Origin of the sequence: Acidovorax sp. SUPP2539, from assembly GCF_030158975.1 — a bacterium.
GTDB lineage: Bacteria > Pseudomonadota > Gammaproteobacteria > Burkholderiales > Burkholderiaceae_C > Paracidovorax.
This window is the reverse complement of the sequence record NZ_BQXJ01000008.1, coordinates 122,112-148,457: the sequence shown is the minus strand read 5'-3', so window position 1 is coordinate 148,457 and position 26,346 is coordinate 122,112. Positions and strand designations below refer to the sequence as shown.

At 68.9% G+C, this 26,346-nt stretch carries 21 protein-coding genes; 15 read left to right on the top strand and 6 right to left on the bottom strand.

Annotation, left to right across the window (positions count from 1 at the left end; translation table 11 throughout):
• Positions 1 to 22: 22 nt before the first annotated feature.
• A complete protein-coding gene (locus tag AVTE2539_RS23305; RefSeq protein WP_284404359.1) occupies positions 23 to 694 on the bottom strand; it encodes a hypothetical protein in 672 nt (223 codons plus the stop codon).
• A 177-nt stretch (positions 695 to 871) separates the two neighbouring features.
• Here AVTE2539_RS23305 and AVTE2539_RS23300 point away from each other — a divergent pair, with 177 nt between their 5' ends.
• The 3 genes from AVTE2539_RS23300 (at position 872) to AVTE2539_RS23290 (ending at position 3,278) form a co-directional block, all read left to right on the top strand.
• Positions 872 to 1,171 (top strand): iron uptake protein, encoded by a 300-nt coding sequence (locus AVTE2539_RS23300; protein WP_272569545.1) that lies wholly within the window; start codon positions 872 to 874, stop codon positions 1,169 to 1,171.
• 87 nt (positions 1,172 to 1,258) lie between these two features.
• Positions 1,259 to 2,941, top strand: a complete 1,683-nt coding sequence (locus tag AVTE2539_RS23295) for a PepSY-associated TM helix domain-containing protein (RefSeq protein WP_284414340.1) — start codon at positions 1,259 to 1,261, stop codon at positions 2,939 to 2,941.
• Complete coding sequence (locus AVTE2539_RS23290; RefSeq protein ID WP_284414338.1) at positions 2,934 to 3,278, top strand: DUF3325 family protein; 345 nt, start codon at positions 2,934 to 2,936, stop codon at positions 3,276 to 3,278. Before AVTE2539_RS23295 ends, AVTE2539_RS23290 begins: the two co-directional genes overlap by 8 nt.
• 219 nt (positions 3,279 to 3,497) lie before the next feature.
• On the opposite strand, the gene AVTE2539_RS23285 is transcribed toward AVTE2539_RS23290, so the two are convergent.
• Positions 3,498 to 3,896 carry a VOC family protein gene (locus tag AVTE2539_RS23285; RefSeq protein ID WP_284414336.1) on the bottom strand — a complete coding sequence of 133 codons (399 nt, stop codon included), beginning with the start codon at positions 3,894 to 3,896 and terminating at the stop codon, positions 3,498 to 3,500.
• 150 nt (positions 3,897 to 4,046) lie between these two features.
• Between AVTE2539_RS23285 and AVTE2539_RS23280 the strand changes: the two genes are divergently transcribed.
• The gene (locus AVTE2539_RS23280) at positions 4,047 to 5,234 is read left to right on the top strand and encodes a hypothetical protein (protein ID WP_284414334.1); all 1,188 of its coding nucleotides are present in this window, start codon (positions 4,047 to 4,049) and stop codon (positions 5,232 to 5,234) included.
• A gap of 63 nt (positions 5,235 to 5,297) precedes the next feature.
• Here AVTE2539_RS23280 and AVTE2539_RS23275 read toward each other — a convergent pair whose 3' ends face one another.
• The gene (locus AVTE2539_RS23275) at positions 5,298 to 5,768 is read right to left on the bottom strand and encodes a CopD family protein (protein ID WP_284414332.1); all 471 of its coding nucleotides are present in this window, start codon (positions 5,766 to 5,768) and stop codon (positions 5,298 to 5,300) included.
• Between the two features lie 240 nt (positions 5,769 to 6,008).
• Here AVTE2539_RS23275 and AVTE2539_RS23270 point away from each other — a divergent pair, with 240 nt between their 5' ends.
• From AVTE2539_RS23270 to AVTE2539_RS23235, 8 genes are all read left to right on the top strand, one after another.
• Positions 6,009 to 9,161 (top strand): bifunctional diguanylate cyclase/phosphodiesterase, encoded by a 3,153-nt coding sequence (locus AVTE2539_RS23270; protein ID WP_284414330.1) that lies wholly within the window; start codon positions 6,009 to 6,011, stop codon positions 9,159 to 9,161.
• Positions 9,162 to 9,237: 76 nt separating this feature from the next.
• Positions 9,238 to 9,570: a YnfA family protein gene (locus AVTE2539_RS23265; protein ID WP_284414328.1), complete on the top strand. Its 333-nt coding sequence runs from the start codon at positions 9,238 to 9,240 to the stop codon at positions 9,568 to 9,570.
• 210 nt (positions 9,571 to 9,780) lie between these two features.
• A complete protein-coding gene (smc, locus tag AVTE2539_RS23260) occupies positions 9,781 to 13,305 on the top strand; it encodes a chromosome segregation protein SMC (protein WP_272569535.1) in 3,525 nt (1,174 codons plus the stop codon).
• Positions 13,306 to 13,333: 28 nt separating this feature from the next.
• On the top strand, positions 13,334 to 14,440 hold the full coding sequence (locus AVTE2539_RS23255) for a cell division protein FtsZ (protein WP_284414325.1): 1,107 nt from the start codon (positions 13,334 to 13,336) through the stop codon (positions 14,438 to 14,440).
• Positions 14,441 to 14,472: 32 nt separating this feature from the next.
• A complete protein-coding gene (locus AVTE2539_RS23250; RefSeq protein ID WP_284414323.1) occupies positions 14,473 to 15,009 on the top strand; it encodes a hypothetical protein in 537 nt (178 codons plus the stop codon).
• Positions 15,002 to 17,230 (top strand): NAD-dependent DNA ligase LigA, encoded by a 2,229-nt coding sequence (gene ligA / locus AVTE2539_RS23245; RefSeq protein ID WP_502868974.1) that lies wholly within the window; start codon positions 15,002 to 15,004, stop codon positions 17,228 to 17,230. The genes AVTE2539_RS23250 and ligA overlap by 8 nt, the downstream gene beginning before the upstream one ends.
• Positions 17,231 to 17,326: 96 nt before the next feature.
• Positions 17,327 to 19,903: a penicillin-binding protein 1A gene (locus tag AVTE2539_RS23240; RefSeq protein WP_284414321.1), complete on the top strand. Its 2,577-nt coding sequence runs from the start codon at positions 17,327 to 17,329 to the stop codon at positions 19,901 to 19,903.
• 241 nt (positions 19,904 to 20,144) lie between these two features.
• Positions 20,145 to 20,927, top strand: a complete 783-nt coding sequence (locus AVTE2539_RS23235) for a transporter substrate-binding domain-containing protein (protein ID WP_442867380.1) — start codon at positions 20,145 to 20,147, stop codon at positions 20,925 to 20,927.
• A 134-nt stretch (positions 20,928 to 21,061) separates the two neighbouring features.
• Here AVTE2539_RS23235 and AVTE2539_RS23230 read toward each other — a convergent pair whose 3' ends face one another.
• Complete coding sequence (locus AVTE2539_RS23230) at positions 21,062 to 21,610, bottom strand: NUDIX hydrolase (RefSeq protein WP_272569524.1); 549 nt, start codon at positions 21,608 to 21,610, stop codon at positions 21,062 to 21,064.
• Between the two features lie 79 nt (positions 21,611 to 21,689).
• Entirely contained in the window at positions 21,690 to 22,385 is a 696-nt protein-coding gene (locus AVTE2539_RS23225) for a fumarylacetoacetate hydrolase family protein (RefSeq protein WP_284414319.1), read from the bottom strand.
• 159 nt (positions 22,386 to 22,544) lie between these two features.
• Between AVTE2539_RS23225 and maiA the strand changes: the two genes are divergently transcribed.
• Both maiA and AVTE2539_RS23215 read left to right on the top strand, forming a co-directional pair.
• Complete coding sequence (maiA, locus tag AVTE2539_RS23220) at positions 22,545 to 23,213, top strand: maleylacetoacetate isomerase (protein ID WP_284414317.1); 669 nt, start codon at positions 22,545 to 22,547, stop codon at positions 23,211 to 23,213.
• Positions 23,214 to 23,221: 8 nt separating this feature from the next.
• Complete coding sequence (locus AVTE2539_RS23215; RefSeq protein ID WP_502868970.1) at positions 23,222 to 24,124, top strand: purine nucleoside phosphorylase YfiH/LACC1 family protein; 903 nt, start codon at positions 23,222 to 23,224, stop codon at positions 24,122 to 24,124.
• Here AVTE2539_RS23215 and AVTE2539_RS23210 read toward each other — a convergent pair.
• A complete protein-coding gene (locus AVTE2539_RS23210) occupies positions 24,032 to 24,379 on the bottom strand; it encodes a hypothetical protein (protein ID WP_284399784.1) in 348 nt (115 codons plus the stop codon). The two genes, AVTE2539_RS23215 and AVTE2539_RS23210, sit on opposite strands and share 93 nt — an antisense overlap.
• Before the next feature lie 133 nt (positions 24,380 to 24,512).
• Between AVTE2539_RS23210 and AVTE2539_RS23205 the strand changes: the two genes are divergently transcribed.
• Positions 24,513 to 26,237 carry a PHA/PHB synthase family protein gene (locus AVTE2539_RS23205; protein ID WP_284414315.1) on the top strand — a complete coding sequence of 575 codons (1,725 nt, stop codon included), beginning with the start codon at positions 24,513 to 24,515 and terminating at the stop codon, positions 26,235 to 26,237.
• Positions 26,238 to 26,346: the final 109 nt, after the last annotated feature.

The following is a 26,346-nucleotide window of genomic DNA, read 5'->3' as shown; positions in this document are numbered from 1 at the left end:
CCTTCGGCCGATGCCCGAAGGCCTATCGGTACACCACCGTGATGCGCGGCACGGCCTTGACCCCGGGCTGGCGCGAGAGGAAATCCGACAGGAACGCGATCAGACTCTTTTCGCACAGCGCCATCACGGCCGGGTCCGACGCCATGGCCGCGCCTTGCTTGGCCGCGCGCTGCGACGCCTCCTGCGTGAGGCGGATGACCGCGCCCTTGTTGTCGGTCAGCAGGCCGCCCGACAGCACGCGGTGGCGCAGCTGGCTGATGGCCGGGGTCGCCACCAGCGTCGGCTTGGCCAGGTGGATCTCGATGCCGGCCGGGGTGCTGCGCAGCTCGTAGCTCTGGGGCCGCAGGTCGTAGCCGAACGAGTATTCGGCCGAGTACCAGATCGCCACCACGCCCGTGGAGGCCAGGCCCAGCACGGACTTTTCGACGATCTGGGTGGTGCCTTCCTCGCGCACCACGGTGGCCGCCATGAGCTTCATCTGCTCCGACAGCGATTGCTTGCCCACCGTGAGGTAGTCGGTGTAGCGCGTGTAGCCCAGCAGTTGCTCGGTCTTCTGGCTCACCTCCTGCTGCAACTGCGCGACCTGGGCGCGTGCGGCGCGCATGCGGCCCTGCGCCACCCACCAGGCCGTGGCGGCGATGGCGGCCAGCATGGCCAGCAGCAGGGTCAGGAGGGTGAGGCGGGCACGTGACATAAGCAAGGAAGAGGCGAAGAAGGTGCGAAGAAGGCCGGGCAGGGCAAGGCGCAGAGCATAGCCGGCTGGCGCGACAGTCCGGTCCGGCAGGGCGGGCCCATGCCGCGCATGGGTTTTCGGGGAAAACATCCGCAGGCATAATTGAGAACTAATCGCATTTTGAAATCAAGGCAAACGATGGCTGGCAGCACTGCAGCGTCCCGCCTGCATGTGGTCTCGCGCATCGCGGCCGGCATGCTGGGCGGCTACGCGTTCACCTGGGGGTTCATCGCGCTGTGCGTGGGCCTGGCATTCGCGGCAGGCATGCCGTTCCACGATGCCGAGGCCATGGGCTACATCGTGGGCTTCATCGTGTTTCTCGTGGCCTTCCTGTGGGCCTTTTCGGATTCCCGGCTCGGCCGCGTCTGGCTGGTGCTGGCGGGGGGCGGCGCCCTGATGGCCGGCACCGCGTCGCTGGTGCAGATGGCCCTGATCTGACCGGCCCCTGTGCCGGCGGTTTTTGTGTCCGTCCCGTTGCCGTGTCGGTCCTGTCTGTGCTGTCTTTAGCGGAAAGGCATTTGTCCCGTGTTCCAGAACTTTCGGCTCACCATGGCCTGGCTGCACACCTGGTTCGGCCTGGTGCTGGGCTTCGTGCTCATGGTCGTTTTCTTCTTCGGCTCGCTGTCGGTGTTCGACCGCGAGATCGACCGCTGGGCCATTCCTGAAACCCGGTTCGCCCCGCAGCCCATGCCGTCGTTCGACCGCGTGCTGCAGCCGGCCTTCCGAACCATGACGCGGCCCGATGCCGCCAACCTCGAGGCGGCGTGCAGCCGGGTGAACGGCCCGCTGGCCGACACCTTTCCCGTGGTGAACAGCTGGGGCGCCTACACCACCCACCGCGATCCGGTGCTCGGCATGTTCGCCAGCTTCGCCCTGCCCAACGCCAAGGACGCGGACGATCAGGTCTGGGGCACGCGCACCATCGACCCGCGCAACGGCCAGCCGCTGCCGGACGACCACCTCAAGATCGGCAGCCGGTTCTTCTACCCGCTGCACTACAGCCTGCACCTGGAATGGAAGAGCCTGGGCTATTGGATCGTGGGCTTCGCCGCGCTGATGATGCTGGTGGCGCTGGTCAGCGGCGTGGTCATGCACCGCAAGATCTTCCGCGAGATGTTCACCTTCCGGCCGCGCAAGCACACCCAGCGCAGCGCCCTCGATCTGCACAACCTGACCGGCGTGGTGGCGCTGCCGTTCCATTTCATCTTCGCGCTTTCGGGCCTGGTGATCTTCGGCGGCATCTACTTTCCCGTCACCGAAACCCAGCTGCATCCGCTGCACGAACTGCATGAGCAGCACGAAGCGCTGGAGACCGGCCTGCCGGCCAAGCGCGCGGGCACGCCCGGCACCCTCGCCTCGGTGGACGCCATGGTGGCCGAGGCCCAGCGCCGCTGGGCCGCCAAGGGCATGGCGGGCGAGGTCGGCTACCTGAACGTGCAGCACGTGGGCGATGCCAATGCCTACGTGAGCGTGTTCCGCGCCGGCACCGACCGTGTCACGCTCACGGGCGAGGGCATCCACTTCAAGGGCGCCACCGGCGAGGTGCTGCGCGAAGACCCGCCGCCCACGGCGGTCGCGGGCATCAACAACTTCCTCACCGGCCTGCACCTGCAGCATTTCCGGCACTGGCTGCTGCGCTGGCTGTACGTGCTGGGCGGCCTGTCGGGCTGCGTGTGCATCGCCACCGGCTTTATCTTCTTCGTGGAAAAGCGCAAGCGCCAGCACGCCAGGCAAGGCCTCTCCGGCGCGCGTTGGGTGGACGCCTTCGCGGTGACCACCGTGACCGGCATGCTCATCGCCACCTTCGCCATGCTGATCGGCAACCGGGTGCTGCCGACCGATCTGCCGGGCCGGGGCACCTGGGAGCAAGCCGTGTTCTGGGGCGCCTGGGTGCTGGCCTTCCTGCATGGCGTGTGGCGCACGGCTCCGGTGGCGCAGGCCCGCATGGCGCCGGCCTGGAGCGAGCAGTGCTGGGCCGCTGCTGCGCTGGCGGTGGCGGCGGTGCTGCTGAACTGGGCGACGACCGGGGACCACCTGCTGCGCACCATCGCCAACGGCTACTGGCCCGTGGCCGGCATGGACCTGGCCCTGCTCGCCAGCGCGGCCCTCGCCGTGGTGGCCGCGCGCAGGCTTCGCCGCCGCGCGCTGGGCGCCGCCGCGCCGCAGGCCCGCGCCGCGCAGGGCGTGCCGGAGGCCAACCGTGCTTGACGCGCTGCTGTTGCTGGCTGCGCTGGCCGCCAATGGGGCCGGTCTGGGCTGGCTGGCCCTGGCCATGGAGGTGCACTGGGCACAGGCGCTGGGCGATGGCGTGCCGCAGCCCCGGCGCACCGTGACGCGGCTGCGCTGGGCCGGTGCCGCCGCACTGGCGGGATCGCTGGCCTTGTGCCTGAGCGTGGACCACGGCTCGATGGCCTCGCTGGTCTGGGTGATGGCGCTGGCGGGCGCGGCGCTGTGCGTCGCCTTCACGCTGGCCTGGCGCCCGCGCGTGCTGGGTCTTCTGGTTCCGTGGGTGCGAACCCGCGGGGCAGACGCCGCCAGGGGCTGACCAGGGGGCGCAGGCTTCCTGCCTGTTTCACGCTCGCACGCGAGCGCCGTGCAAAAAAGAAAACCCGCCGAAGCGGGTTGGAAAAGACAGCCCAGGAGGGAGGAGGAGATCAATCAAAGCGGGCTGCCTGGGTGCCATGATTGGGGCGCCAACTTAGGCGTGGCTTAAATCCTCAGGGGCTTTTCTTTCTTTCTTTCTTTTGCCTGCCGGCATGCCACGCTATTCGGCGATTTCCCTGAACTGCACTATGTTCCCTTCCGGATCGTACCCGTCGCAGGCCCGGAAGCCGCGGGCTTCCCACTCGCGCTGCGCGGGGCTCAGCCCGCCACCCAGTGCCACCGCGGCGTCGCGGGTGGCGGCCAGGCTGTCAACGGCAAAGAACAGCTTGACGGGCACTTCGGTTCTGCGGGCCGGGGGGGTGGACGCCGAGGCTGCCCCCGCAGCGGACCGCGCCGCCGCGGGCATGCTGTGCACCACCAGCTGGACATCGTCCGACTCCAGCACGATGTGGCCGGGCTGCCGCTCGACCAGCCGCATGGACAGCAGCACCTCGTAGAAACGGGCGACCTTGGGCAAGTCCCTGGCGAAAATCACGGCGCCGGATTTGGGTCTGCTCATTCTTTCCTCTCTTGTTTGCAACGGGTTGAAGGCCAGACGGTGGCACCGACCAGCCTGGTTTTTTCGCAGAGGTCTTCACTGCTTCGGTTGGATTGAAGAGATGCATCGGACCCATGTCGATCATTGGCGCTATCCAAGGATCTATGTGTCATGACACCATCTTCTCTTTCCGGATTGCGTGGACGCTCTTCGCAATCTTCTCCAGCACAGGAATCTACCCCAACCTCATCGCATGCCCTCGGTGGCAGCACCTCCACCAGTGCCCACCATGAACTGGGCAATCTCGCGCGGCGCAGGCATCGACATGACTCCCCCGAAAGTCTTCGGCCCCAGACTGCCAGGGCAAGCCTTCCAGAATCTCCCAGCAGCGATGAGGACGATGAATTGATGGACAGCAGTGCCTGGCTGGCCATGGCATTGAGTGAGCCGGTGCACAAAGTCGAGAAGAGCCCGGAGCAGAAAACGCTGGTTCCGGCCAGCACCATCGGCGGCTTTTACGCGTCATGTGCCAACGTCGTTGGGCTGGTGGATCACTCCAAATCCAAACTGCCTTCACAAGGTCCTGCGCAGTGGTTCGCAGAGGCTTACATTCGGGCCAAAGATGGAATGGTCCGTCGCTTTCCCGAAATTCGCGGACAGTTCGGGCATTTCGGCGAGCAGATCAAAGACGGCATCATTTATGACGCTCCTGCCCATCTGACGACAAAGCGATTTGCGGGGCTGGAAGTCTCTGGCAACGGCAAAACGCCCGCATTTGTCATGAATGGTGCTTCCATTCCAGCCATTAAATTCAGGAATTTCGACGTCTATCCGATGCCGGGAAACCGGTTCATGGTTCCCCAGCCAGGTTTCAAGGACTGCGCTGCAGCCTGTGAGCTGATGCTGCTGTTGGAGCATGGGAAGGTCGATCTGGCGGATGCGGACTCTTCCACGGTCTATGCTGCCAATGCGGCCAGGGACACGCCCGCCGTCATCCACTCGATCGCGGCAGCGACTGGTGTAGAGCCCTTTCAGGTGACGCACCAGCTGAAATACAAAAGCAGTTTATTTGGCCAAGACAAAAGCAGAAAAGTGGCTTGGCGGGATCTCGGGGAGAAAATCCAGCAGCATGGCCCCTGCATTCTCGCCAAGGGCGGCCATATGCTCATGCTGGATAACGTCCGTGAGAGCAAGGGGAAATTCTTCCTCAGCATCCGCGATCCCTTTCATGGCACCAGCCTCGAAATTCAGGAATCGGCGGAATTTTTCAGCAATGGCAAGAAAGCCCCGGACCATGGGCAAGTCGAAGCCATTTTCCTGCCTCGCACCGAATCGGGATCATCGTCATCGACGCGGTGATAGGGTCTCCTGCCTTCTGGAGCGTCAGCGATACCCCTGCTGATTTGCGAGCGCTGCGTGTACTCACTGCACCAGGAACACCACCACCACCACGATCACCCCCAGCGCCAGATTGACTCCCACCCAGGTGCGGATGGAAGCCAGCGCCTTGCCGCCGGCGGCCCAGTCGCTCGCCGCCACCGCGCGCTGCAGGCGCTTGAACAGCGCGAACCGCACGTGGCCGAACAGGGCCATCATCACGATGCCCAGCGTGGCCATGATCGTCCACGACAGCGGCATGGAAAATCGGCCGCCCGACTGCGCCGCGGCGCGGGCGACGTTGCCGATCATCCACAGCCCGCTGGACAGCACCAGCACGACGGCTACCAGCACCGCCCCCAGAAAACGCTGCAGCACGCCGTGCATCAGCGCCACGCGCTGGGCAGGCTCCAGCGCCTGGGCCGCCGGGCGCAGGAAGAAATGGGCGAAGGCCATGCCCCCCAGCCAAACGATGATCGCCAGGACATGGATCAATTGGAGTGCGTTGTACAGCATGGGGCAACTTTCTGAGGGGTTCGGGAGCCGGGACGGGCGCCCAGGCACGGCACCAGGGCGAGAGGATAGGGCGCCAACACCGGTGCGCGCACGGCAATGGCTATGGAAAACGGCCAAGCCATTGTTACAAAAAAGAACATCAAGGCTATTGACGTCAAAACCGACGTCGATTGTGGCTATCCTCGTGGGTTATCGTGGACGGATTCCCCGCGCCGCGCCCGGGATTTCCTCCATCTGCCCATGACGCTTCCGAAAGCACTGCAATTGCAACGCTGGCCCTGGCTGCCAGGGCTGCTCTGCGCGCTGGTCGGCACCGCCGCCAGCTGGGCGCTGTGGCAGCAGCAGAGCGATTCGGTGGCGCGCATCGCACGCGAGCGGTTCACCCAGGAGGCGCGTTCGTTCACCACGGCGCTGGAGAGCCGCATCGCCTCGCACACCGAACTGGTGGTGGGCCTGCGCAGCCTGTTCCTGGTCAACCCGCGCCTGGGGCGCGCCGATTTCGAGCACGCGGCGCGAGAGTTGCGCCTTGCCCAGCACTATCCCGGCGTGAAGAACGTGGCCTTCACCCGCTTTGTGCCGCATGCCGACAAGGAGGCCTACGAGGCCCGGGTGCGGGCCGATGACCTCGCGCGAACGGGCGCTCCGTCCACGTTCGCCATCCGCCCGCCCGGCGACCGGCCGGAATACCACGTGGCCGACTACATCTGGCCCATCGCGGGCAACGAGTACGTCGTGGGCCTGGATGTCGGCTCGCTGCCAGCCACCATGGCATCCATCCGCTACAGCCGCGACACCGGGCAGATCGTGGCCTCGGAGCCGTTCGATCTGCTGCAGGAGCGCGACAACCGCGCCGGCTTCGTGATCCGGCTGCCCGTGTTCGACGACAGCGCGGGCGGCGTTCGCCGCTACGTCGGCTCGGTGGCCGCCACGATCCGGTTCTACGACATGGTGAAGGCCCTGCAGTCCGAGGGCCAGTTGCGGGGCGTGGGCATGTCGGTGCGGGACATCGGCTCGGTGCGCGATGCCTCTGCGTCCTCCGAGCGGCCGCTGCTGGCGCTGGAGAGCGGCGTGCGGCCCGCCGTGGAGCGCTACGAACGCGAGCTGCGCGTGCACGACCGGCGCTGGCGGCTCACCTTCCAGCCCCTGCAGCCCTTCCTGTCGCGCTCGGAGGCGCAGCTGCCGGCGATCATGGGCGGTGGCGGGCTGCTGGTGACGGCCCTGCTGTCCGCGCTCATCACGCTGCTGGTGCGCCGTCGCACCCAGGCCGTGAGTTTTGCCACCGCTGCCGGCTCGGCCCTGCGCGAGAGCGAAGAGCGCTTTCGCGCGCTGTTCAACCAGGCCGCCGTAGGTGTGGCGCAGGTCGAGGCCACCAGCCGCCGCTTCGTGCGGGCCAACAGCAAGTTCTGCGACATCCTGGGCTACACCGAGGCCGAGCTGTCGGCCAAGACGGTGGGCGACATCACGCACCCCGACGATCTGGTCGCCAGCGAGTCGCTGATGCAGCAGATCGCCGCGGGGCTGATCGAGGAGTTCCGCTACGAAAAGCGCTACTTCCACAAGGACGGGCGCGTCATCTGGGCCGACCTCACGGTGTCGCCCATGCGCATGCCTGGCAACCCCGCCAACCATTCCATCGCCGTGGTGCAGGACATCACCGAGCGCAAGCAGATGGAAGAGAGCCAGCGCGACAGCGAGCTGCGCCTGCGCGGCATCCTGTACCGCCTGCCCGTGGGTGTGTGCCTGGTGCGCAAGGACGGCGGGGTGAGCTTTCGCAACGAGCGCTTCGTGCAGATCTGCGGCTACACCGCCGAGGACGCCCCCACGGTGGACGACTGGTGGCGCCTGGCGTTTCCCGATGCGGCGCAGCGCGAGCAGGCCATCGCCGACTGGCTGGCCGTGTGCGCCGAGCCGCCCGGCAAGGAGGCCGTCGCGCCGCGCGAGCACGCCATCACCTGCAAGGGTGGGCAACTGCGCACGGTGGACCTGGCCGGCGTGGCGCTGGGCGACGACCGCCTCATCACCGTGGTGGACATGAGCCAGCACAAGGCGGCCGAGGAAGAGATCCGCTACCTCGCCTACTACGACCCGCTCACCCAGCTGCCCAATCGCCGGCTGCTGCTCGACCGGCTGCAGCAGGCCCTGGCCGCCAGCACGCGCAGCCAGCGCTGCGGCGCGGTGCTGATGCTCGACCTGGACAACTTCAAGACCCTGAACGAAACCCAGGGCCACGAGCGCGGCGACATGCTGCTGCGCCAGGTGGCGCTGCGGCTGCGCGACTGCGTGCGGACCGAAGACACCGTGGCGCGCCATGGCGGCGACGAGTTCGTCGTGGTGCTGGAAGACCTGGGCGACAGCCCCGAAGACGCTGCCGCGCGCGCGGAAGAGATGGGCCAGAAGATCCTGGCGGCCCTGCGCCGCCCGTTCCTGCTGGAGGGCGAGGCCCACCACAGCACGCTCAGCATGGGCGTGACCATCTTCCAGGGTGTGCGCGAGACGGTGGACGAACTGCTGCAGCGCGCCGATCTGGCCATGTACCAGGCCAAGGCCGGCGGGCGCAACAGCCTGCAGTTCTACGACCCGCGGATGCAGGCGTCGGTGGCGGCCCGCGCGGCCCTCGAATCGGATCTGCGCGAGGGCATCGCGCTCCAGCAGTTCGAGCTGTTCTACCAGCCGCAGATGGACAACGGCCGCATCACCGGCGCCGAGGCGCTGCTGCGCTGGCGCCACCCGGTGCGCGGCTTCGTCTCGCCGGCCGATTTCATTCCCCTGACCGAAGAGACCGGACTCATCCTGCCGCTGGGCGAATGGGTGCTGCAGGCGGCGTGCGCGCAGCTGGCACGGTGGGCGCAGCGGCCGGCGCTTTCGCACCTGGGCCTGTCGGTCAACGTGAGCGCGCGCCAGTTCCACCAGAGCGGCTTCGTGGGCCAGGTGCTGGCGGCGCTGGCGAGCACCGGCGCCGATGGCCGCCGGCTCAAACTGGAAATGACCGAAAGCCTGCTGCTGCAGGACGTGGAGGACACCATCGACAAGATGGCCCAACTGCGCGCCTATGGCGTGGGTTTTTCGCTCGACGATTTCGGCACGGGCTATTCCTCGCTCGCCTACCTCAAGCGCCTGCCGCTGGACGAGCTGAAGATCGACCAGAGCTTCGTGCGCGACGTGCTCACCGACCCCAACGACGCCGCCATCGCGCGCACCATCGTCGCCTTGGGCACCAGCCTGGGCCTGCGCGTGATCGCCGAGGGCGTGGAGACCGAGGCGCAGCGCGCCTTCCTGGCGCGCAACCAGTGCTACGTGTGGCAGGGCTACCTGCTCAGCCCGCCGCTGCCTGTGGACGGATTCGAACGCCTGGTGATCGACCACGCCGCGGGCCAGAGCCCGCTGATCGTGTGAGGGGCACCGGCCGGCGCCCGCCACGCCGCAACGCATGCGGGCCCGCCGGCCCCTGCCGATCGCTCCGAGCCCTCCCATGTCCGAGCTGAAAACCCTGGCGCTGTACGCCGTCACCGCGCTGGCGGAGATCGTGGGCTGCTACCTGCCGTGGCTGTGGCTGCGCCAGGGCGCGAGCCCCTGGCTGCTGGTGCCGGCCGCCGCCTGCCTGGCGCTGTTCGCCGGGCTGCTCACCCTGCATCCGGCCGCGGCCGGGCGGGTGTATGCGGCCTATGGCGGCGTCTACGTGGCGGTGGCCATCGGCTGGCTCTGGGCGGTGGACGGCGTGCGTCCCACCGCGTGGGACCTGGCGGGCGTGGCGGTCACCCTGGCCGGCATGGCGATCATCGCCTTCGCGCCCCGTGCTGGTTGATGCTACTTTTTTGATAGCTATATGCCCTAGTGTTGATTGCGCTGGGGGCCTTTTTGGCTTGAAGCGGCGGCGGCTGTGGGAGCGGGCCGTTTCCCTGGCAGTCGCGCCACCCCGGCACGGTATCATCCGGGGCTTGGCCACGCTGGCCCGCCCGGCGGCGCGGCCGCGCCGTTTTGAGCGCTCCAACGCCCCCAGCCCGCCCACAGACCCGTGCGTCTTAACTCCATCAAACTCGCCGGCTTCAAGTCGTTCGCAGAACCCACCAACTTCATGCTGCCGGGCCAACTGGTGGGCGTGGTGGGCCCGAACGGCTGCGGCAAGTCCAACATCATGGATGCGGTGCGCTGGGTGCTGGGGGAGTCCAAGGCCAGCGAACTGCGCGGCGAGTCCATGCAGGACGTGATCTTCAGCGGCACCACCAGCCGCAAGCAGGCCAGCCGCGCCAGCGTGGAGCTGGTCTTCGACAACGCCGACCACCGCGCCGGCGGTCAGTGGAACCAGTACGGCGAGATCGCCGTCAAGCGCGTGCTCACCCGCGACGGCAACAGCAGCTACTTCATCAACAACCAGCCCGTGCGCCGGCGCGACGTGCAGGACGTGTTCCTGGGCACGGGCCTGGGGCCGCGCGCCTACGCCATCATCGGCCAGGGCACCATCAGCCGCATCATCGAGTCGCGCCCCGAAGAGCTGCGCCTGTTCCTGGAAGAGGCCGCGGGCGTCTCCAAATACAAGGAACGCCGCCGCGAGACCGAAAACCGCCTGTCGGACACGCGCGAAAACCTCACGCGGGTCGAAGACATCCTGCGCGAGCTGAACGCCAACCTGGAGCGCCTGGAAAAGCAGGCCGAGGTGGCCGCCCGCTACAACGCGCTGCAGGCCGACGTCACCCTCAAGCAGCACCAGCTGTGGTTTTTGAAGCGCGCCGATGCCGAGGCCGAGCAGGCCAAGGTGCGCGCCGACGGCCTGCAGGCCGTGAACGACCTCGAATCGCGCATGGCCGACCTGCGCTCGGTCGAATCCGACCTCGAAACCATCCGCCAGGCGCACTATGCCGCGGGCGACCACGTCAACCAGGCCCAGGGCAAGCTCTACGAGGCCACGGCCGAAGTGGGCCGCCTGGAGGCCGAGATCCGCTACGTGGTCGAGGGCCGCCAGCGCGTGGAGCTGCGCCTTGCCCAGCTTGCCGAGCAGATCGCGCAGTGGTCGGCCCGCAAGGAAGAGGCCGAACACGAGATGGAGAACCTCGCCGGTGCCGGCGTGGACGCCGACGAGCGTGCCGAACTGCTGGCCGCCCAGGTCGAGGAACAGGCCCTGCAACTGCCCGACCTCGAAGAGGCGCTGCGCCAGGGCCAGCAGCGCGCCAACGAGCAGCGCGGCGCCGTGGTGCAGGTGCAGCAGCAGATCGGCGTGCTGGCCGCCGAGCAGCGCAGCATCGACGAGCAAAGCCGCCAGCTCGATGCCCGCCATGAACGCCTGCGCACCGACCGCAACGCGCTGGCAGCGCCCGACGAGGCGCGGCTGGTCAACCTGCGCGGCCAGCTCGATGCCGCCCAGGAGGGCGCCGAAATGGCAGAGGCCCGGCTCGCCGAGCTGCAGGAATCCGTGCCGCAGCTGGACGAAGACCGCCGCACCCGCCAGCAGGCCGTGAACGTGGAAAGCGCCCGCCAGGCCGACCTTTCGGCGCGCATGGAGGCGCTGAAGGCGCTGCAGGAAAAGGTCAAGACCGATGGCAAGCTGCAGCCCTGGCTGGCGCGCCACGGCCTCGACGGCCTGCAGGGCCTGTGGAGCCGCATCCACATCGAGCCCGGATGGGAGAACGCGCTGGAGGCCGCCCTGCGCGAGCGCCTGGGCGCCCTCGAAGTCAGCCGGCTGGACAGCGTGCGCGGCTTTCTCGGCGCGGGCGGCAACGATGCGCCCCCGGCCCGCCTGGCCTTCTACACCGCGCCGCCCGCCGGCATCCCCGAGCCCACCGGCGCCGCCACCCGCCTGTCCGACCTGCTGCGCCTGGGCGATGCCGGCCTGCGCGCCGTGCTCACCGACTGGCTGCAGGGCTGCTACACCGCGCAGACGCTCGACGAGGCCCTGAACCGACGCCCCACGCTGCAGCCCGGCGAGGTGGTCTACGTGCCCACGGGCCATGCGGTCAGCGCGCACAGCGTGAGCTTTTATGCCCAGGACTCAGAGCAGTCCGGCCTGCTGGCCCGCGCGCAGGAGATCGAGCACCTCGAAAAGGAACTGCGCGCCCAGGCCCTCATCAGCGACGAGTCGCGCACGGCCCTGGTGCGCGCCGAATCGGCCTACGCGGACGCCTCGCAGCGCCTCGTGGCCGCGCGCCGCGAAGCCAGCGAGGCGCAAAGCCGCGCCCACGAACTGCAGGTGGAAACGCTGCGCCTGACCCAGCTGGCCGACCAGGCCCGCGCGCGCAGCGAGCAGATCGGCGCCGATCTGGCCGAGGTCGAGGCGCAGCTGGCCGACCTGCAGGAGCGCCGCGTGACGGCCGAGGCGCGCTTCGAAGAGCTGGACATGCAGCTGGCCGACAGCCAGGAGCGCCACGCGCAACTGGACGAGCGCGTGATCGCCGCCGAGCGCAAGCTCGCCGAATGCCGCGAGCAGCAGCGCAGCCTGGAGCGGCAGGCGCAGGAGGCCACGTTCTCCCGCCGCAGCCTGGAGGCGCGCCGGGCCGAACTCGCCCGCACGCTGGACACGGCGGGCAGCCAGACCCGCGCGCTGGCCGACGAGCAGCAGCGCGCCCGCGACGAGATGGCGCGGCTGTCCGACGCCGCGGCGCAGGGCGGTCTGCAGCAGGCGCTGGACCTCAAGATGGAGCGCGAGAAAGCCCTGGGCGCCCAGCGCAGCGAATACGACGACCTCACCGCCAAGCTGCGCGCGAGCGACGAGCGCCGCATGCAGCTGGAACGCGCGCTCGATCCGCTGCGCGCCCGCATCACCGAATTCCAGCTCAAGGAGCAGGCCGCGCGCCTGGGCCTGGAGCAATACACCACGCTGCTGGCCGACGCGCAGGCCGACCTGGAGGCGGTGGCGCAGTCCATCGAGGCCGGCGGCGTGCGCTCGGCCGGCCTGCAAAGCGAGATCGACCGCCTGCACCGCGAGATCGCGGCGCTGGGCGCGGTCAACCTCGCCGCGCTGGAGGAGCTGAATCTCGCGCGCGAGCGCAAGACCTTCCTCGACTCGCAGACCGCCGACCTGACCGAGGCCATGAACACGCTGGAGGACGCGATCCGCAAGATCGACGCCGAAACCCGCGAACTGCTCTCGGGCACCTTCGAGACGGTGAACGGCCATTTCGGGCGCATGTTCCCCGAACTGTTCGGCGGCGGCAATGCGCGCCTCATCATCACCGGCGACGAAATCCTCGACTCCGGCGTGCAGGTGATGGCGCAGCCGCCGGGCAAGAAGAACCAGACCATCCACCTGCTGTCCGGCGGCGAGAAGGCCCTGACCGCCATCGCGCTCGTCTTCGCCATCTTCCAGCTCAACCCCGCACCGTTCTGCCTGCTGGACGAGGTGGACGCGCCGCTGGACGATGCCAACACCGAACGCTATGCCAAGCTCGTGTCCAGCATGAGCAGCGGCACGCAGTTCCTTTTCATCAGCCACAACAAGATCGCCATGGAAATGGCCGAACAACTGATCGGCGTGACCATGCAGGAGCAGGGCGTCTCGCGTATCGTGGCCGTGGACATGGAGTCCGCGCTGTCCATGGCCGATGCCTGAACCCCCAGAAGCCGCACGTTTTTTCACCATGAGCAACTTCCAACTCGGCCTCATCATCGCGGGCGGTGTCGTTCTGGCGGCCATCGTCGCCTTCAACGCCTGGTCCGCCCACCGCAACGCCCCCAAGCGCGCGAAACCGCCCGAGCCTGACGGTGCGGCCGAGCCCGCGCTGCGCCAGGAGCCCGCCTTCGATGCCGGCGGTGCCCCGGTGGAGGACGCCGATGTGCCCGGCGCAGGCACGGACCCGTCCTTCGACGGCCACACCGTGGACCTGCGCGATGCGATGCAGCTGCCCGTGCCGCCGTCCGAGCGCCGCGGCGGGCTGGACCCGCTGATCGACGCCATCGCCCCGCTGGTGGCCGAGCAGATCGTCTCGGGCGACGCGGCCCTGGCTGCCCTGCCGCCCACGCGCCGCGCAGGCAGCAAGGCCTTCGCCATCGAGGGCTTCAACGAATCCACACAGCAGTGGGAGACGCCCGTGGCCGGCCAGCGCTACAGCCACTTCCAGGCCGGCGTGCAACTGGCCAACCGCGTGGGCGCGCTCAACGAGATCGAGTTCTCGGAGTTCGTCGTCAAGGCCCAGGGCTTCGCCGACGCCATCAATGCCGCGGCCGACTTCCCCGACATGCTGCACGAGGTGGCCCGTGCCCGCGAGCTGGACCAGTTCGCGGGCGACCACGACGCGCAGCTGGCCTTCGTGCTGCGCGCGCGCCATGCGGCCTGGAGCCCCGGCTACGTGCAGCAGAACGCCGTGCGCCTGGGGTTCACGCCGGGCGCCATTCCCGGCCGGCTGGTACTGCCCGCGAGCGGCCCGGGCCTGCCGCCGGTGCTCACCCTGGCCTACGACACGCAGTTCGCCCTGTCCGACGACCCCGAGCAGTCGGCCATCCGCGACATCACGCTGAGCCTGGACGTGGCCCAGGTGCACCGCTCCGAGCAGCCGTTCGCGCGCCTGCGCGAGGTGGCCGCCGCCCTGGGCGAGGCCATGGACGGCGCGCTGTGCGACCAGAACGGCACGCCGCTGCCCGCCATGACCATGGACCCCATCGCCGCCGACCTGGAGCTGCTGTACGACAAGCTCGACAGCCGCGAGCTGTCGGCCGGCTCGCTGCTGGCGCGCCGCCTTTTCAGCTGAGTGGCCGGTCATTTCGGCCGAAAGGACACCCCATGCGCTGGTGGCACGTGCTGTTTCCCCCGGTGGTGGAAACACCCCAGGGGCTGTTTCGCCCCTCGAACGCCGTCCTGGACCGCTGGTTGCCAGCCATCGGGTGCCTGGTGGTCGCGGGTGTTGCGCTGTGGCAGTACCGGACGATCGGCAGGTTCAACTACTTTGGCCTGCTCTACCTGGGGTTTTTCATCGCCCCCGCCATCGCCGGTTGGCGTGCCCGGCGCCAATTCGGCCGCATGGGCAAGCCCCTGGTGCGCATCGACGGTTCGGAAGTCTTCCTGAGCCTGCCCCAGAACGTGCGCCCCGCCCACGTGCAGGTGCCGCTGGCAGACGTACGGGCCATCGTGGTCAAGGGCATGCCGGGCCAGCGCAGCTACGTGTTCGAGCGCCACGCGGGCGAGCCCATCGAGGTGCGCCCCGGGTTCGGTCGGCTCGATGCGCGGGTCGTGGATTTCCTGCAGCGCGCCATGCCCGCTGCCATTCCTGTGAACGTGCAGGAGCCTCCTACTTTTCTGGGTTCCATCCGTGGTGACTGATTCCAAACCTTCCGCAGCCGGCGCGCTGCCCCTGCAACCCGCCGAGGCGATTGCGGCGCTGCGCACCCAGCTCAACCGCTGGGCCCACCAGTACTACGTGCTCGACGAGCCCACGGTGCCCGATGCCGAGTACGACCGGGTGTTCCGTGAACTGCAAGCGCTGGAAGAGGCCCACCCGGACCTCGTCACCCCCGACTCGCCCACCCAGCGCGTGATCGGCGCGGTGATGGAGGGCCTGTCGCCCGTGCGCCACCGCGTGGCCATGCTCAGCATCCGCACCGAGACCGACACCGAAGCCAGCGGCGCCCGCACCTTCGATGCCCGCGTGCGGCGCGAGCTGAAGCTGGCCGAGGGCGATGCCCCCGTTGAATACGTGGCCGAGCCCAAATTCGACGGCCTGGCCATGAGCCTGCGCTACGAAAACGGCCGCCTGGTGCAGGCCGCCACGCGCGGCGACGGCGAGGTCGGCGAGGACGTGACGCACAACGTGCGCGCCATCCGCCAGATTCCCTTGACGCTGCCCACGGGCGGCAAGAACGGCGCCCCCCCGGTGCTGGAGGTGCGCGGCGAGGTCTACATGCGCCGCGCCGATTTCGACCAGCTCAACGAACGCCAGCGCGAGGCCGGCGGCAAGACCTTCGTCAATCCGCGCAACGCGGCGGCGGGGGCGGTGCGGCAGCTCGATTCGGGCATCTCGGCGCAGCGGCCCCTGAGCTTTTTCGCCTATGGCCTGGGCGACGTCACGCCGGCCGGCGAGGGCGGGCCCGACTTCGGCACGCACTACGACATGCTGCAGGCCCTGAAAAGCTGGGGTTTTCCGGTGGCGGCGCAGGTGCGCGTGGCGCACGGTGCTCAGGAGCTGATCGCCTTCCACCAGGAGATCGGCGCCTCGCGCGACCGCCTGCCCTACGACATCGACGGCGTGGTCTACAAGGTCAACCGCCTGGACCTGCAGCGCCAGCTGGGCTTCGTCACGCGCGAGCCGCGCTGGGCCGTGGCGCACAAGTACCCCGCGCAGGAGATGGTCACGCGCATGGACGGCATCGATGTGCAGGTGGGCCGCACCGGCAAGCTCACGCCCGTGGCGCGGCTGGCGCCGGTGTTCGTGGGCGGGGTGACCGTCACCAACGCCACGCTGCACAACCTGTTCGAGCTGCGCCGCAAGAAGGCCCGCGTGGGCGACCAGGTGATCGTGCGGCGCGCGGGCGACGTGATTCCCGAGGTCGTGGCCGTGGTGCCGCCGGCGCTGGGCGCGGCCATGCCGGCGCCCGAGCCCATCCGTGAAGACGCCGCCGCCGCGGCGGCCACCGATGCGCTGGTGGACCTGGTCGATCTGGCCGATGCCGCCGGCAGCGACGCGCCCGTCAGCCTGCCCGCACCGCCGCGCCAGCCCTACGTGCCCAATTTCCGCATGCCCCGGCAGTGCCCCATCTGCGGCAGCGCCGTGGTGCGCGAAAAGGGCGAGGTCAACCACCGCTGCTCGGGCGGGCTGTTCTGCGCCGCCCAGCGCAAGGAAGCCATCCTGCACTTCGCCGCGCGGCGCGCCATGGACATCGAGGGCCTGGGCGACAAGCTGGTGGACCAATTGGTCGAGGGCCAGGTCATCCGCACCTTGCCCGACCTGTACCGCCTGGGCCTCACCGCCCTCAGCAGCCTGGAGCGCATGGCGGAAAAGTCGGCCCAGAACGTGCTCGCCGCGCTGGAGAAATCCAAGCAGACCACCTTGCCGCGCTTTCTGTTCGGCCTTGGCATCCGCCACATCGGCGAGGCTACCGCCAAGGACCTGGCGCGCCACTTCGGTGGCCTGGACGCGATCATGGACGCGAGCGTGGAGCAGTTGCTGGAGGTGAACGATGTCGGCCCCATCGTGGCCGAGTCCCTTCGCACCTTCTTCGACCAGCCGCACAACCGCGAGGTCGTCGAGCAACTGCGCGCCTGCGGCGTCACCTGGCCCGAGGGCGCGCCGGCCGAGCGGGCCGTGCTGCCCCTGGCCGGCCAGACCATCGTGCTCACCGGCACCTTGCCCACCCTGAGCCGCGACGAGGCCAAGGACCTGTTGGAGGCGGCCGGCGCCAAGGTGGCGGGCTCGGTCAGCAAGAAGACCAGCTACGTCGTCGCCGGCGAGGAGGCCGGCAGCAAGCTGGTGAAGGCGCAGGAGCTGGGCGTTCCCGTGCTCGACGAGGCCGGCATGCTGGCCTTGCTGGGCCGCGAGAGCGCGTGAGCATGCGCGGTCGCTACCGTGCATTTGCTATGTATTTGATAGCTATCAAGGCATATAAATCTAGGGCATGAGCCCTTTTCGACCATTGAGCCCCCGATGCCCCCTGTGCTTGCTTCCCTGCGCGCGCGCCTGACGGCCGCGTGGCGGGGCCACGCCGCGCCGCTGCTGGCGCGCGCCTGGGCCTTCGCCGCCCGCCACCTGCGGTCCCGCCGCGCGGTGCTCTGGGCGTTGCTGGCCGTGCCCCTGGCCCTGCTGCTGTACGTGCTGGCCCTGGTCCCGTTCACCCCGGCCATCAGCGACATCCGCAAGGCCAAGACCGAACAGCCCGCGCAACTCGTCTCGGCCGATGGCCGCCTGCTGGCCGAATACAAATGGGTCAACCGCGAATGGGTGGCGCTGGAGGACATCGCCCCTTCCGTGAAGGACGCGCTCATCGCCACCGAGGACCACCGCTTCTACGACCACTTCGGCCTCGACTGGCGGCGCACCGGCTCGGCGCTGATCCGCACCCTGGGCGGCGACAAGCAGGGCGGCTCCACCATCACGCAGCAGCTCGCGCGCAACCTCTACCCCGAGGACATCGGCCGCGCGCCCACGCTCACGCGCAAGCTGAAGGAGGCCATCACCGCGCTCAAGATCGAGGTGCTGTACTCCAAGGACGAGATCCTGGAGACCTACCTGAACACCGTGCCGTTCCTGTACAACGCCTACGGCATCGAGATGGCCGCGCGCACGTACTTCGACAAGTCGGCCGACAAGCTCACCGTGCTGGAGAGCGCCACCCTGATCGGCATGCTCAAGGGCACGAGCTACTACAACCCCGTGCTCAACCCCGAGCGCGCGCAGGAGCGGCGCAACACCGTGCTGTCGCAGATGAAAAAGCGCGGCAAGCTGTCCGCCGCCGAGTACGACGCCTTGTCCAAGCGGCCGCTGCGCATCCGCTTCGAGCGCCAGATCGAAACCGCCGGCCCCGCGCCGCACCTGGCGCAGCAGTTGCGCAAGCAGCTCATCGACTGGGCCGACCGCAACGGCTACAGCCTGTATGCCGACGGACTGGTGGTCCGCACCACCATCGATTCTCGCCTGCAGACCCTCGCCAACCAGGCGGTCGCCCGCCAGGGCCGCCAGTTGCAGGGCGTGGCCGACGGCGCCTGGGCCTCGCGCAGCGCCTGGAACCCCAAGGGCCCGCTGGTGCAGGCGCTGGTGCGCGAATCGGCGCAGTACGAGGCCGCCGTGGCCAAGGGCGCCACGCCCGACGAAGCCCTGCAGGGCCTGCTGGACGACGCCGCTTTCATGCGCCAGCTGCGGCAGCAAAAGACGCGCGTGCAGGCCGGCTTCCTGGCGCTGGACCCGCGCAGCGGCGAGGTGCGGGCCTGGGTGGGCAGCCGCGATTTCGCCACCGACCCCTTCGACCACGTGCAGGCCGCACGCCGCCAGCCGGGCTCGACCTTCAAGCCGTTCGTGTACGGTGCGGCCTTCGCCAACGGGATGCTGCCCTCCGACACGCTGATGGACGAGGCGGTGGAGATTCCCCTGGGCGGCCGCCAGGTCTGGCGTCCCACGGATGAAGGCCCGCCCAGCAACGCGCCCATGACGCTGGCCGACGGCCTGGCTTACTCCAAGAACACCATCACCGCGCAGGTCATGCAGAAGGTCGGCCCCGAGCGCGTGGCGCGGTGGGCGCAGGCCATGGGCGTGCGCGAGTCGCGCCTGGATGTGGTGCCCTCGCTGGCGCTGGGCACCAGCCCCGTCACGCTCAAGGAAATGGTGGCCGCCTACGGCACCATCGCCAACGGCGGCCAGTACCGCGCGCCCATCGTCATCACGCGCATCGAAGACAAGAACGGCAAGGTGCTGGAAGACTTCGCCCCCGCCGACCCGGAGCGGGCCGCGGGCCTTTCGGCCGTGCAGACCCTGCGCGACGCCATGCGCGGCGTGATCGACAAGGGCACGGGCGCCGCGATCCGCACCCGCTACGGCATCACCGCCGACGTGGCGGGCAAGACCGGCACCACGCAGGACAACACCGACGGCTGGTTCATCCTGATGCACCCGCAACTGGTGGCGGGGGCCTGGGCCGGCTTCAACGACGGCCGCATCACCTTGCGCAGCGATTACTGGGGGCAGGGCGCCCACAGCGCGCTGCCGATGGTGGGCGAGGTGTTCCAGCAGGCCCTGCGCACCAAGGTGATCGATGCGCGCGAGCGGTTCATCGACGAGGAGGAAAAGAGCGGCTGGGTGGACAACGCCGTGGGCGGCGTGCGCACCTGGGTCTACGACCTCTTCGGCCGCCGCACCGGTCCGGCCGCCGGCACGCCACCGCCCGCGCAGGGCATGGCCCCGGTCGAGCCCGCGATGCGCCCGTCCTCCGAGGCATCGGCGCCTCAGAACCTGCCCGAGGCCCCGGACATTTCCGAGGCGCCGCTCAAGCCGCTGCAGGATGCCACGCCCGACGCGCCGCCCGTGGCCACGCCGATCGAGGGGGGCGGCGGCCTGCCGGGCGCGAGCTTCGGCGGGCAGCCGACCGTGCCGGCGGTGCCGCAGTCACCGGGGCAGCCTGCGACGCCGTCAGCGGCCTCTCCCCAGAATGGCGGCACCGGCGATGCCGCCGCGCCCATGGCGCCGGCCTCGGCGGGCGGCGGGCTGCCGTTCTTCATCGAATCCAAGCCTTGAGGCGCCGGCCTGGACTCAGGCGATGGTGGGGGCGCGGATGGGGCAAGGGGAGGGCGCGATGCGCGGGGCCAGGCGCGGCCCGCCGCCTGCGGCGCGCGGTGTTGCGCTTTGCCCGCTTTCCGCATGCCATGCACCGCAGCGCGACCGCTCTCCGCTATGCTTGCCGGCGGTGCGTTCGCGGCCGGTGCCATGGCCGCCGCGCCGTTGCGATCCTCCCCCTCAACCTCTGGATACCCTTGCCATGATTGCTCGAAAAATGCGTTCCCTGGTCGCCGCTGGCGCCGTGATCTGCCTGTCGCTCGTGACCGCTGCCCACGCCGGCCCCCGGCTGGACAAGATCATGGAAAGCAAGGTCCTGCGCGTGGGCACGCCCGGCGACTACCGCCCCTTCGCCATCAAGACCGATGCCGGCTACAGCGGCCACGACATCGACGTGATCGAGCTCATGGCCAAGGAACTGGGCGTGAAGGTCGAATACGTGGCCACGAGCTGGCCCAACCTCATGAAGGACCTGCAGGGCGACAAGTTCGACGTGGCCGTGGGCGGCATCACCCGCAACGTCACGCGCATCCGCCAGATCGAGATGCTCCCCGGCTACGCGCCGTTCGGCAAGGTGGCGCTGGTGCGCACGGCCGACAAGGCCCAGTACCAGACGCTGCAGGACCTGAACAAATCGTCCGTGCGCGTCATCAAGAACCCCGGCGGCACCAACGAAACCTTCGTGCTGCAGAACCTGACCGCCGCGCAGGTCAGCACGCACGACAAGAACGCCGAAATCCCCGCGCTGATCGCGGAAGGCAAGGGCGACGTGATGATCACCGAAACCTACGAAGCCCTGCACTATGCCAAGGCCGACCCGCGCCTGACCGCCGCGTTCATCGACGCGCCGCTCACGCCCACCAACACCCTGGGCTTCATGCTGCCCAAGGACGATGCCGACTATTCGCGCGTGATGGAGTTCGTCTGGGGCCTGCTGGACGCCCGCGGCACGCTCAAACAGTCGGCCGACAAGTGGCTCAAGTGATCGGCTGAGGCCATCTTCGGGCGACCGCGTCGGTAGCGGCCCCCCGAAAAGCCAAAGGGCGCAGGCACGGTGACGTGGCTGCGCCCTTTTTCCATGGAGCCGGCGGCAGGGCCCGGCCCGCGAAGGCAGGCGGGTCAGTCGATGTCCACGCAGTGCAGCCCGAAGTTGCCTGCCTTGCGGTCGGCGAAATAGCGCTCCAGCGTGGTCTTCACGGTGCGAAAGGCGATCTCGTCCCAGGGCACCTCGTCCTCGGTGAACAGGCGCGCCTCCAGGGTTTCGTAGCCCGGATCGAACGCGTCGCTGAGCAGCTGGGCCAGGTAGAAGAAATGCACCTGTCCCACGTGCTGTACGTTCAGCAGGCTGAACAGCGGCCCCATCTGGATCTGCGCGCCGGCTTCCTCGTCGGTCTCGCGCTCCGCGCCCTGCGCGGTGGTTTCGTTCAGTTCCATGAACCCCGCGGGCAGGGTCCACTTGCCCCGGCGCGGTTCGATGGCGCGACGGCACAGCAGCACCTGGTCGTGCCACACGGGCACGGTGCCCACCACGTTCAGCGGGTTCTCGTAGTGGATGGTGTGGCAGGCCGGGCAGACGGCGCGGTGCTTGGTGTCGCCATCGTCGGGAACGCGGTACACCACGGCCGTTCCACATTCGCGGCAGTGCTTGATGGGGCTGCGGGAGGTCATTCGTTTTTCTGAAAATGAAGCGTCGTGGGGCGGCGGAGCGGGAATGGCCGCGAGGCCAGGGCGGGGCCCGAGGGGGCTGTCAGGCCACGGCCAGGCGCAGCGTGCCCAGGCCGTCCACGCCGCCTTCGAGCGTGTCGCCGCGCACCACGGCGCCCACGCCCTGCGGCGTGCCCGTGAAGATCAGGTCGCCGGGCTGCAGCTCCCATGCGGCCGACAGGTGCTCGATCGTTTCGGCGATGTTCCAGATCAGCTGCGACACGGTGCTGCGCTGGCGGTCGGCGCCGTTCACCTGCAGCCAGATCGCGGCCTGCGCCACGTTGCCTGCCTGCGCGGCCGGCGTGATGGGGCCGATGGGCGCGCTGTGCTCGAAGGCCTTGCCGATCTCCCAGGGGCGGCCCTGCTTCTTCATGTCGTTTTGCAGGTCACGGCGCGTCATGTCCAGGCCCACGGCATAGCCATACACGTGCTGCAGCGCGTCGGCCGCGGTGATGCCCTTGCCGCCCTTGCCGATGGCCACCACCAGTTCGATCTCGTGGTGCAGGTTGGCGGTGAGCGTGGGGTAGGGCAGCGTGCCCGTCTGGCCGGCATCGACCACGACCAGGGCGTCGGCGGGCTTCATGAAGAAGAAGGGCGGCTCGCGGCCGGTGAAGCCCATTTCCTTGGCGTGTTCTTCGTAGTTGCGGCCCACGCAGTAGATGCGGTGCACGGGGAACCGGTCGCCGGTGCCGATGACGGGCACGCTGGCCACGGCCGCGGGAGGAATCACATAGCTCATGTCTGCCTTTCTTCGAAAAGGGACGGCGCGGGGCTGGCCGCGCCGGGTGCTGGGAGGGCCGCGCGGCGGCATCGTGCCGGCGGGGGCGCAAACCGGCAGTGTGCCACGGGGCCGGCGTGGTCGCTGTCCCCGGCGGGGCGGCGTTATGCTCGTCGCACCATGAAGCTGTTCAACTACTTCCGTTCATCGTCCTCGTACCGCGTGCGCATCGCCCTGGGGATCAAGGGCCTGCCCTACGACTATGTGCCGGTGCACCTGGTGCGTGCCGAACATCGCCTTCCCGCCTATGCCGACCGGCTGGGCGATCCGCTCGTGCCGGCGCTGGTCACCGACGACGGCCACACCCTGGCGCAGTCGCTGGCCATCATCGAGTACCTCGACGAGACGCACCCCGAGCCGCCCCTGCTGCCCGCCGACCCGCTCGGCCGCGCCCAGGTGCGGGCGCTGGCGCAGATGATCGCCTGCGAGATCCACCCCATCAACAACCTGCGCGTGCTCAAGTACCTCACGCAGGAGCTGCAGCAGAGCGAAGACACCAAGACCGCCTGGTACCACCACTGGACGCGCAACGGCCTGGCGGCCTTCGAACGCCAGCTGGGCCTGCTGGCGCGGGAGCGGCAGGCCGCCGGACTGGCCCCCTCACAGTTCTGCTGGGGCGACGTGCCCACGCTGGCCGACTGCTGCCTGGTGCCGCAGATCTTCAATGCCCAGCGCTTTCGCGTGAACCTGGACGGCCTGCCGCTCACCATGGCCGCGTGGGAAGCCGCCATGGCGCTGCCCGCCTTCCAGGGCGCGCACCCGTCCGCTTGCCCGGACCACGAAGCCTGACCGCGCCGATGTCCATGCCACCACCGGGCCACGATTGGCTGGTGCCCGACTGGCCGGCGCCCGCCCATGTGCGCGCGCTGTGCACCACGCGCGCGGGCGGCGTGAGCGCCGCGCCCTACGGCGCCCTCAACCTGGGCGACCACGTGGGGGACGATCCGCAGGCGGTGCAGGCCAACCGGCGCATCCTGGGCGACGCGCTGCGCTGGGGCGACGGCCAGGCGGCCCGGCCCGTCTTCCTGCGCCAGGTGCATGGCTGGCAGGTGGCCGTGCTCGGCCCCGACACCCCGGACGGCACCGAGGCCGATGCCTGCACGTCCACCGGGCCGGGCGTGGCCTGCACGATCATGGTGGCCGATTGCCTGCCGGTGCTGCTGACCGATGCGCGGGGCACCCGCGTGGCGGCCGCGCATGCGGGCTGGCGCGGGCTGGCAGGGCAGGACGGCCGCGGCGTGCTGGAAGCGGCTTTGGAGTGTTTTAGGCCTCCAGCGCAATCAGAACTAGGGCATATTGCTATAAAAAAAGTAGCATCTGCCTCGCAGGCGCTGGAATCCGTGGCGGAGCCTGCGGCGGATTCCTGGGGAGATTGCATCGCCTGGCTGGGCCCGTGCATCGGCCCGACGGCGTTCGAAGTGGGCCCGGAAGTGCGCGCCGCGTTCTGCGACGCGCTGCCTGCGGCCGACCGGCATTTCAGCCCGCAGGGCGGAGGCAAATACCTCGCCGATCTGGCCGGCCTGGCGCGGCAGCGGCTGCAATCCCTGGGCGTGGACCGCGTCTACGGCAACGACGGCAGCGCCGCGTGGTGCACTGTGGGCCAGCCTTCACGGTTCTTTTCGCACCGGTACGGCAGCGCCTTCGGCGGCAGCGGGCGCTTCGCTGCCTGCATCTGGCTCGACCGCGCCGCCGGCGGCTGATGGCGGCGATGGCGTGGGGGCGGGCGTCTGCCCTGCGGCTGCCGCCTGTGCGGCGTCGCGCTCGGCCAGCTGCCGCGCATGGATCGCGCGTTTGCGGCCCGGCGTGCCCAGGATGTACACCACGATGGACATGGGCAGCAGCCCGTAGAGGGCGAAGGTGATGATGGCGCCGAGCACCGTGCCGTTCGGGGCCATGGCTTCGGCCACCGCCATCAGCAGCGTGACATACAGCCATCCAATGACAACGAGATACATGTGAGGGCCTGGGTTGGAAGGCAGTTGGTGAAAAAAGGCAAGCGGCGTTGCCACGGTGCTCGCCGCTCGGCAACAATGGCCGCAATGGTCCGCCCCTGACGCGGCCATGCATATTCTTGTGGAGGAGACGAACATGGCGGATTCTGAAGCACCCTGGGGAGCGGACACCCAGGCATTCCAGCAGTTCCAGCAAATGCTGGGCAAGGGCTGGACCCAGGCGATGCAGGCTTTCCAGCAGGCCGCCCCGGCGGGCGCTGCAGGCGCCTTCGCCAAGGCGCCTACTGCTTCGGTGCAGTTCACCCCCGAAAAGCTCGCGGCCCTGCAGCAGCAGTATGTGAAGGAGGCCACCGCGCTGTGGACGCAGGGCGCACAGGCCAACGCCAGCGCGGACCGCCGTTTCAGCGGCGAGGCCTGGGCCCAGAACCCCGTGGCGGCCTTCTCGGCGGCGGCCTATCTGCTCAACGCGCGCACCCTCATGGGCCTGGTCGATGCGGTCGAAGCCGATGCCAAGACCCGCGCGCGCATCCGGTTCGGCGTGGAGCAATGGATGGCCGCCATGGCACCCAGCAACTTCCTCGCCTTCAATGCCGAGGCCCAGAAGAAAGCCATCGAAACGCAAGGCGAGAGCATCGCCAAGGGCGTGGCCAACCTGCTGCACGACCTGCGCCAGGGCCACGTCTCGATGACCGACGAAAGCCTGTTCGAGGTCGGCCGCAACGTGGCCACCACCGAGGGGGCGGTCGTGTTCGAGAACGCGTTGTTCCAGCTCATCGAATACAAGCCGCTCACGGACAAGGTGCATGAACGGCCCTTCCTCATGGTGCCGCCGTGCATCAACAAGTTCTACATCCTCGACCTGCAGCCCGAGAACTCGCTGATCCGCCATGCCGTGAGCGAGGGGCACCGCACCTTCGTCGTGAGCTGGCGCAATCCCGACGATTCGCTGGCCCATCAAACGTGGGACGATTATGTGGAAGAGGGCGCGCTGGCCGCCATCGGCACGGTGCAGGACATCACCGGCGCGGCGCAGATCAACGCCCTGGGTTTCTGCGTGGGCGGCACCATCCTGAGCAATGCGCTGGCCGTGCTGGCCGCGCGCGGCGAAGAGCCGGTGGCGAGCGCCACCTTCCTCACCACGCTCATCGACTTTTCCAACACCGGCATCCTGGACGTGTTCATCGACGAGGCGTTCGTGCAGTTCCGCGAGCTGCAGATGGGGAAGGGCGGCATGATGAAGGGGCAGGACCTGGCCTCCACGTTCAGCTTCCTGCGGCCCAACGACCTGGTGTGGAACTACGTGGTGGGCAACTACCTCAAGGGCGAGACCCCGCCGCCGTTCGACCTGCTCTACTGGAACAGCGACAGCACCAATCTGCCCGGGCCCTTCTATGCCTGGTACCTGCGCAACTTCTACCTCGAGAACAACCTGGTGCGCCCCGGCCGGCTCACGGTGTGCGGCGAGGCCATCGACCTGAACCTCGTGGATCTGCCGGTGTACATCTACGGCTCGCGCGAGGACCACATCGTGCCCATCGACGCGGCCTACGCCTCCACCCAGGTGCTGCCGGGCAAGAAGCGCTTCGCCATGGGGGCGTCCGGCCACATCGCCGGCGTGATCAACCCGCCCGCCAAGAAAAAGCGCAGCCACTGGCTGCGCGAGGATGGCCAGCTGCCCGGCACGCTCGACGAATGGCTCAAGGGCGCCACCGAGCATCCCGGCAGTTGGTGGACCGACTGGTCGCGCTGGCTCAAGGGCCATGCGGGCAAGCTGGTCGCGGCGCCCAAGGCCTATGGCCGTGGCACGCGTTTCAAGGCCACCGAGCCGGCGCCGGGGCGCTACGTCAAGCAAAAAGCCTGACGCCGCGGTGCGTGTGCCGTGCGGCTGACACAATCGGCCGCACGGCCGCACGGGCGCGCCGCGGCCCGCAGGGCTCGCCGATTTCAAGATTCCCGTTTCTGCACAAAAA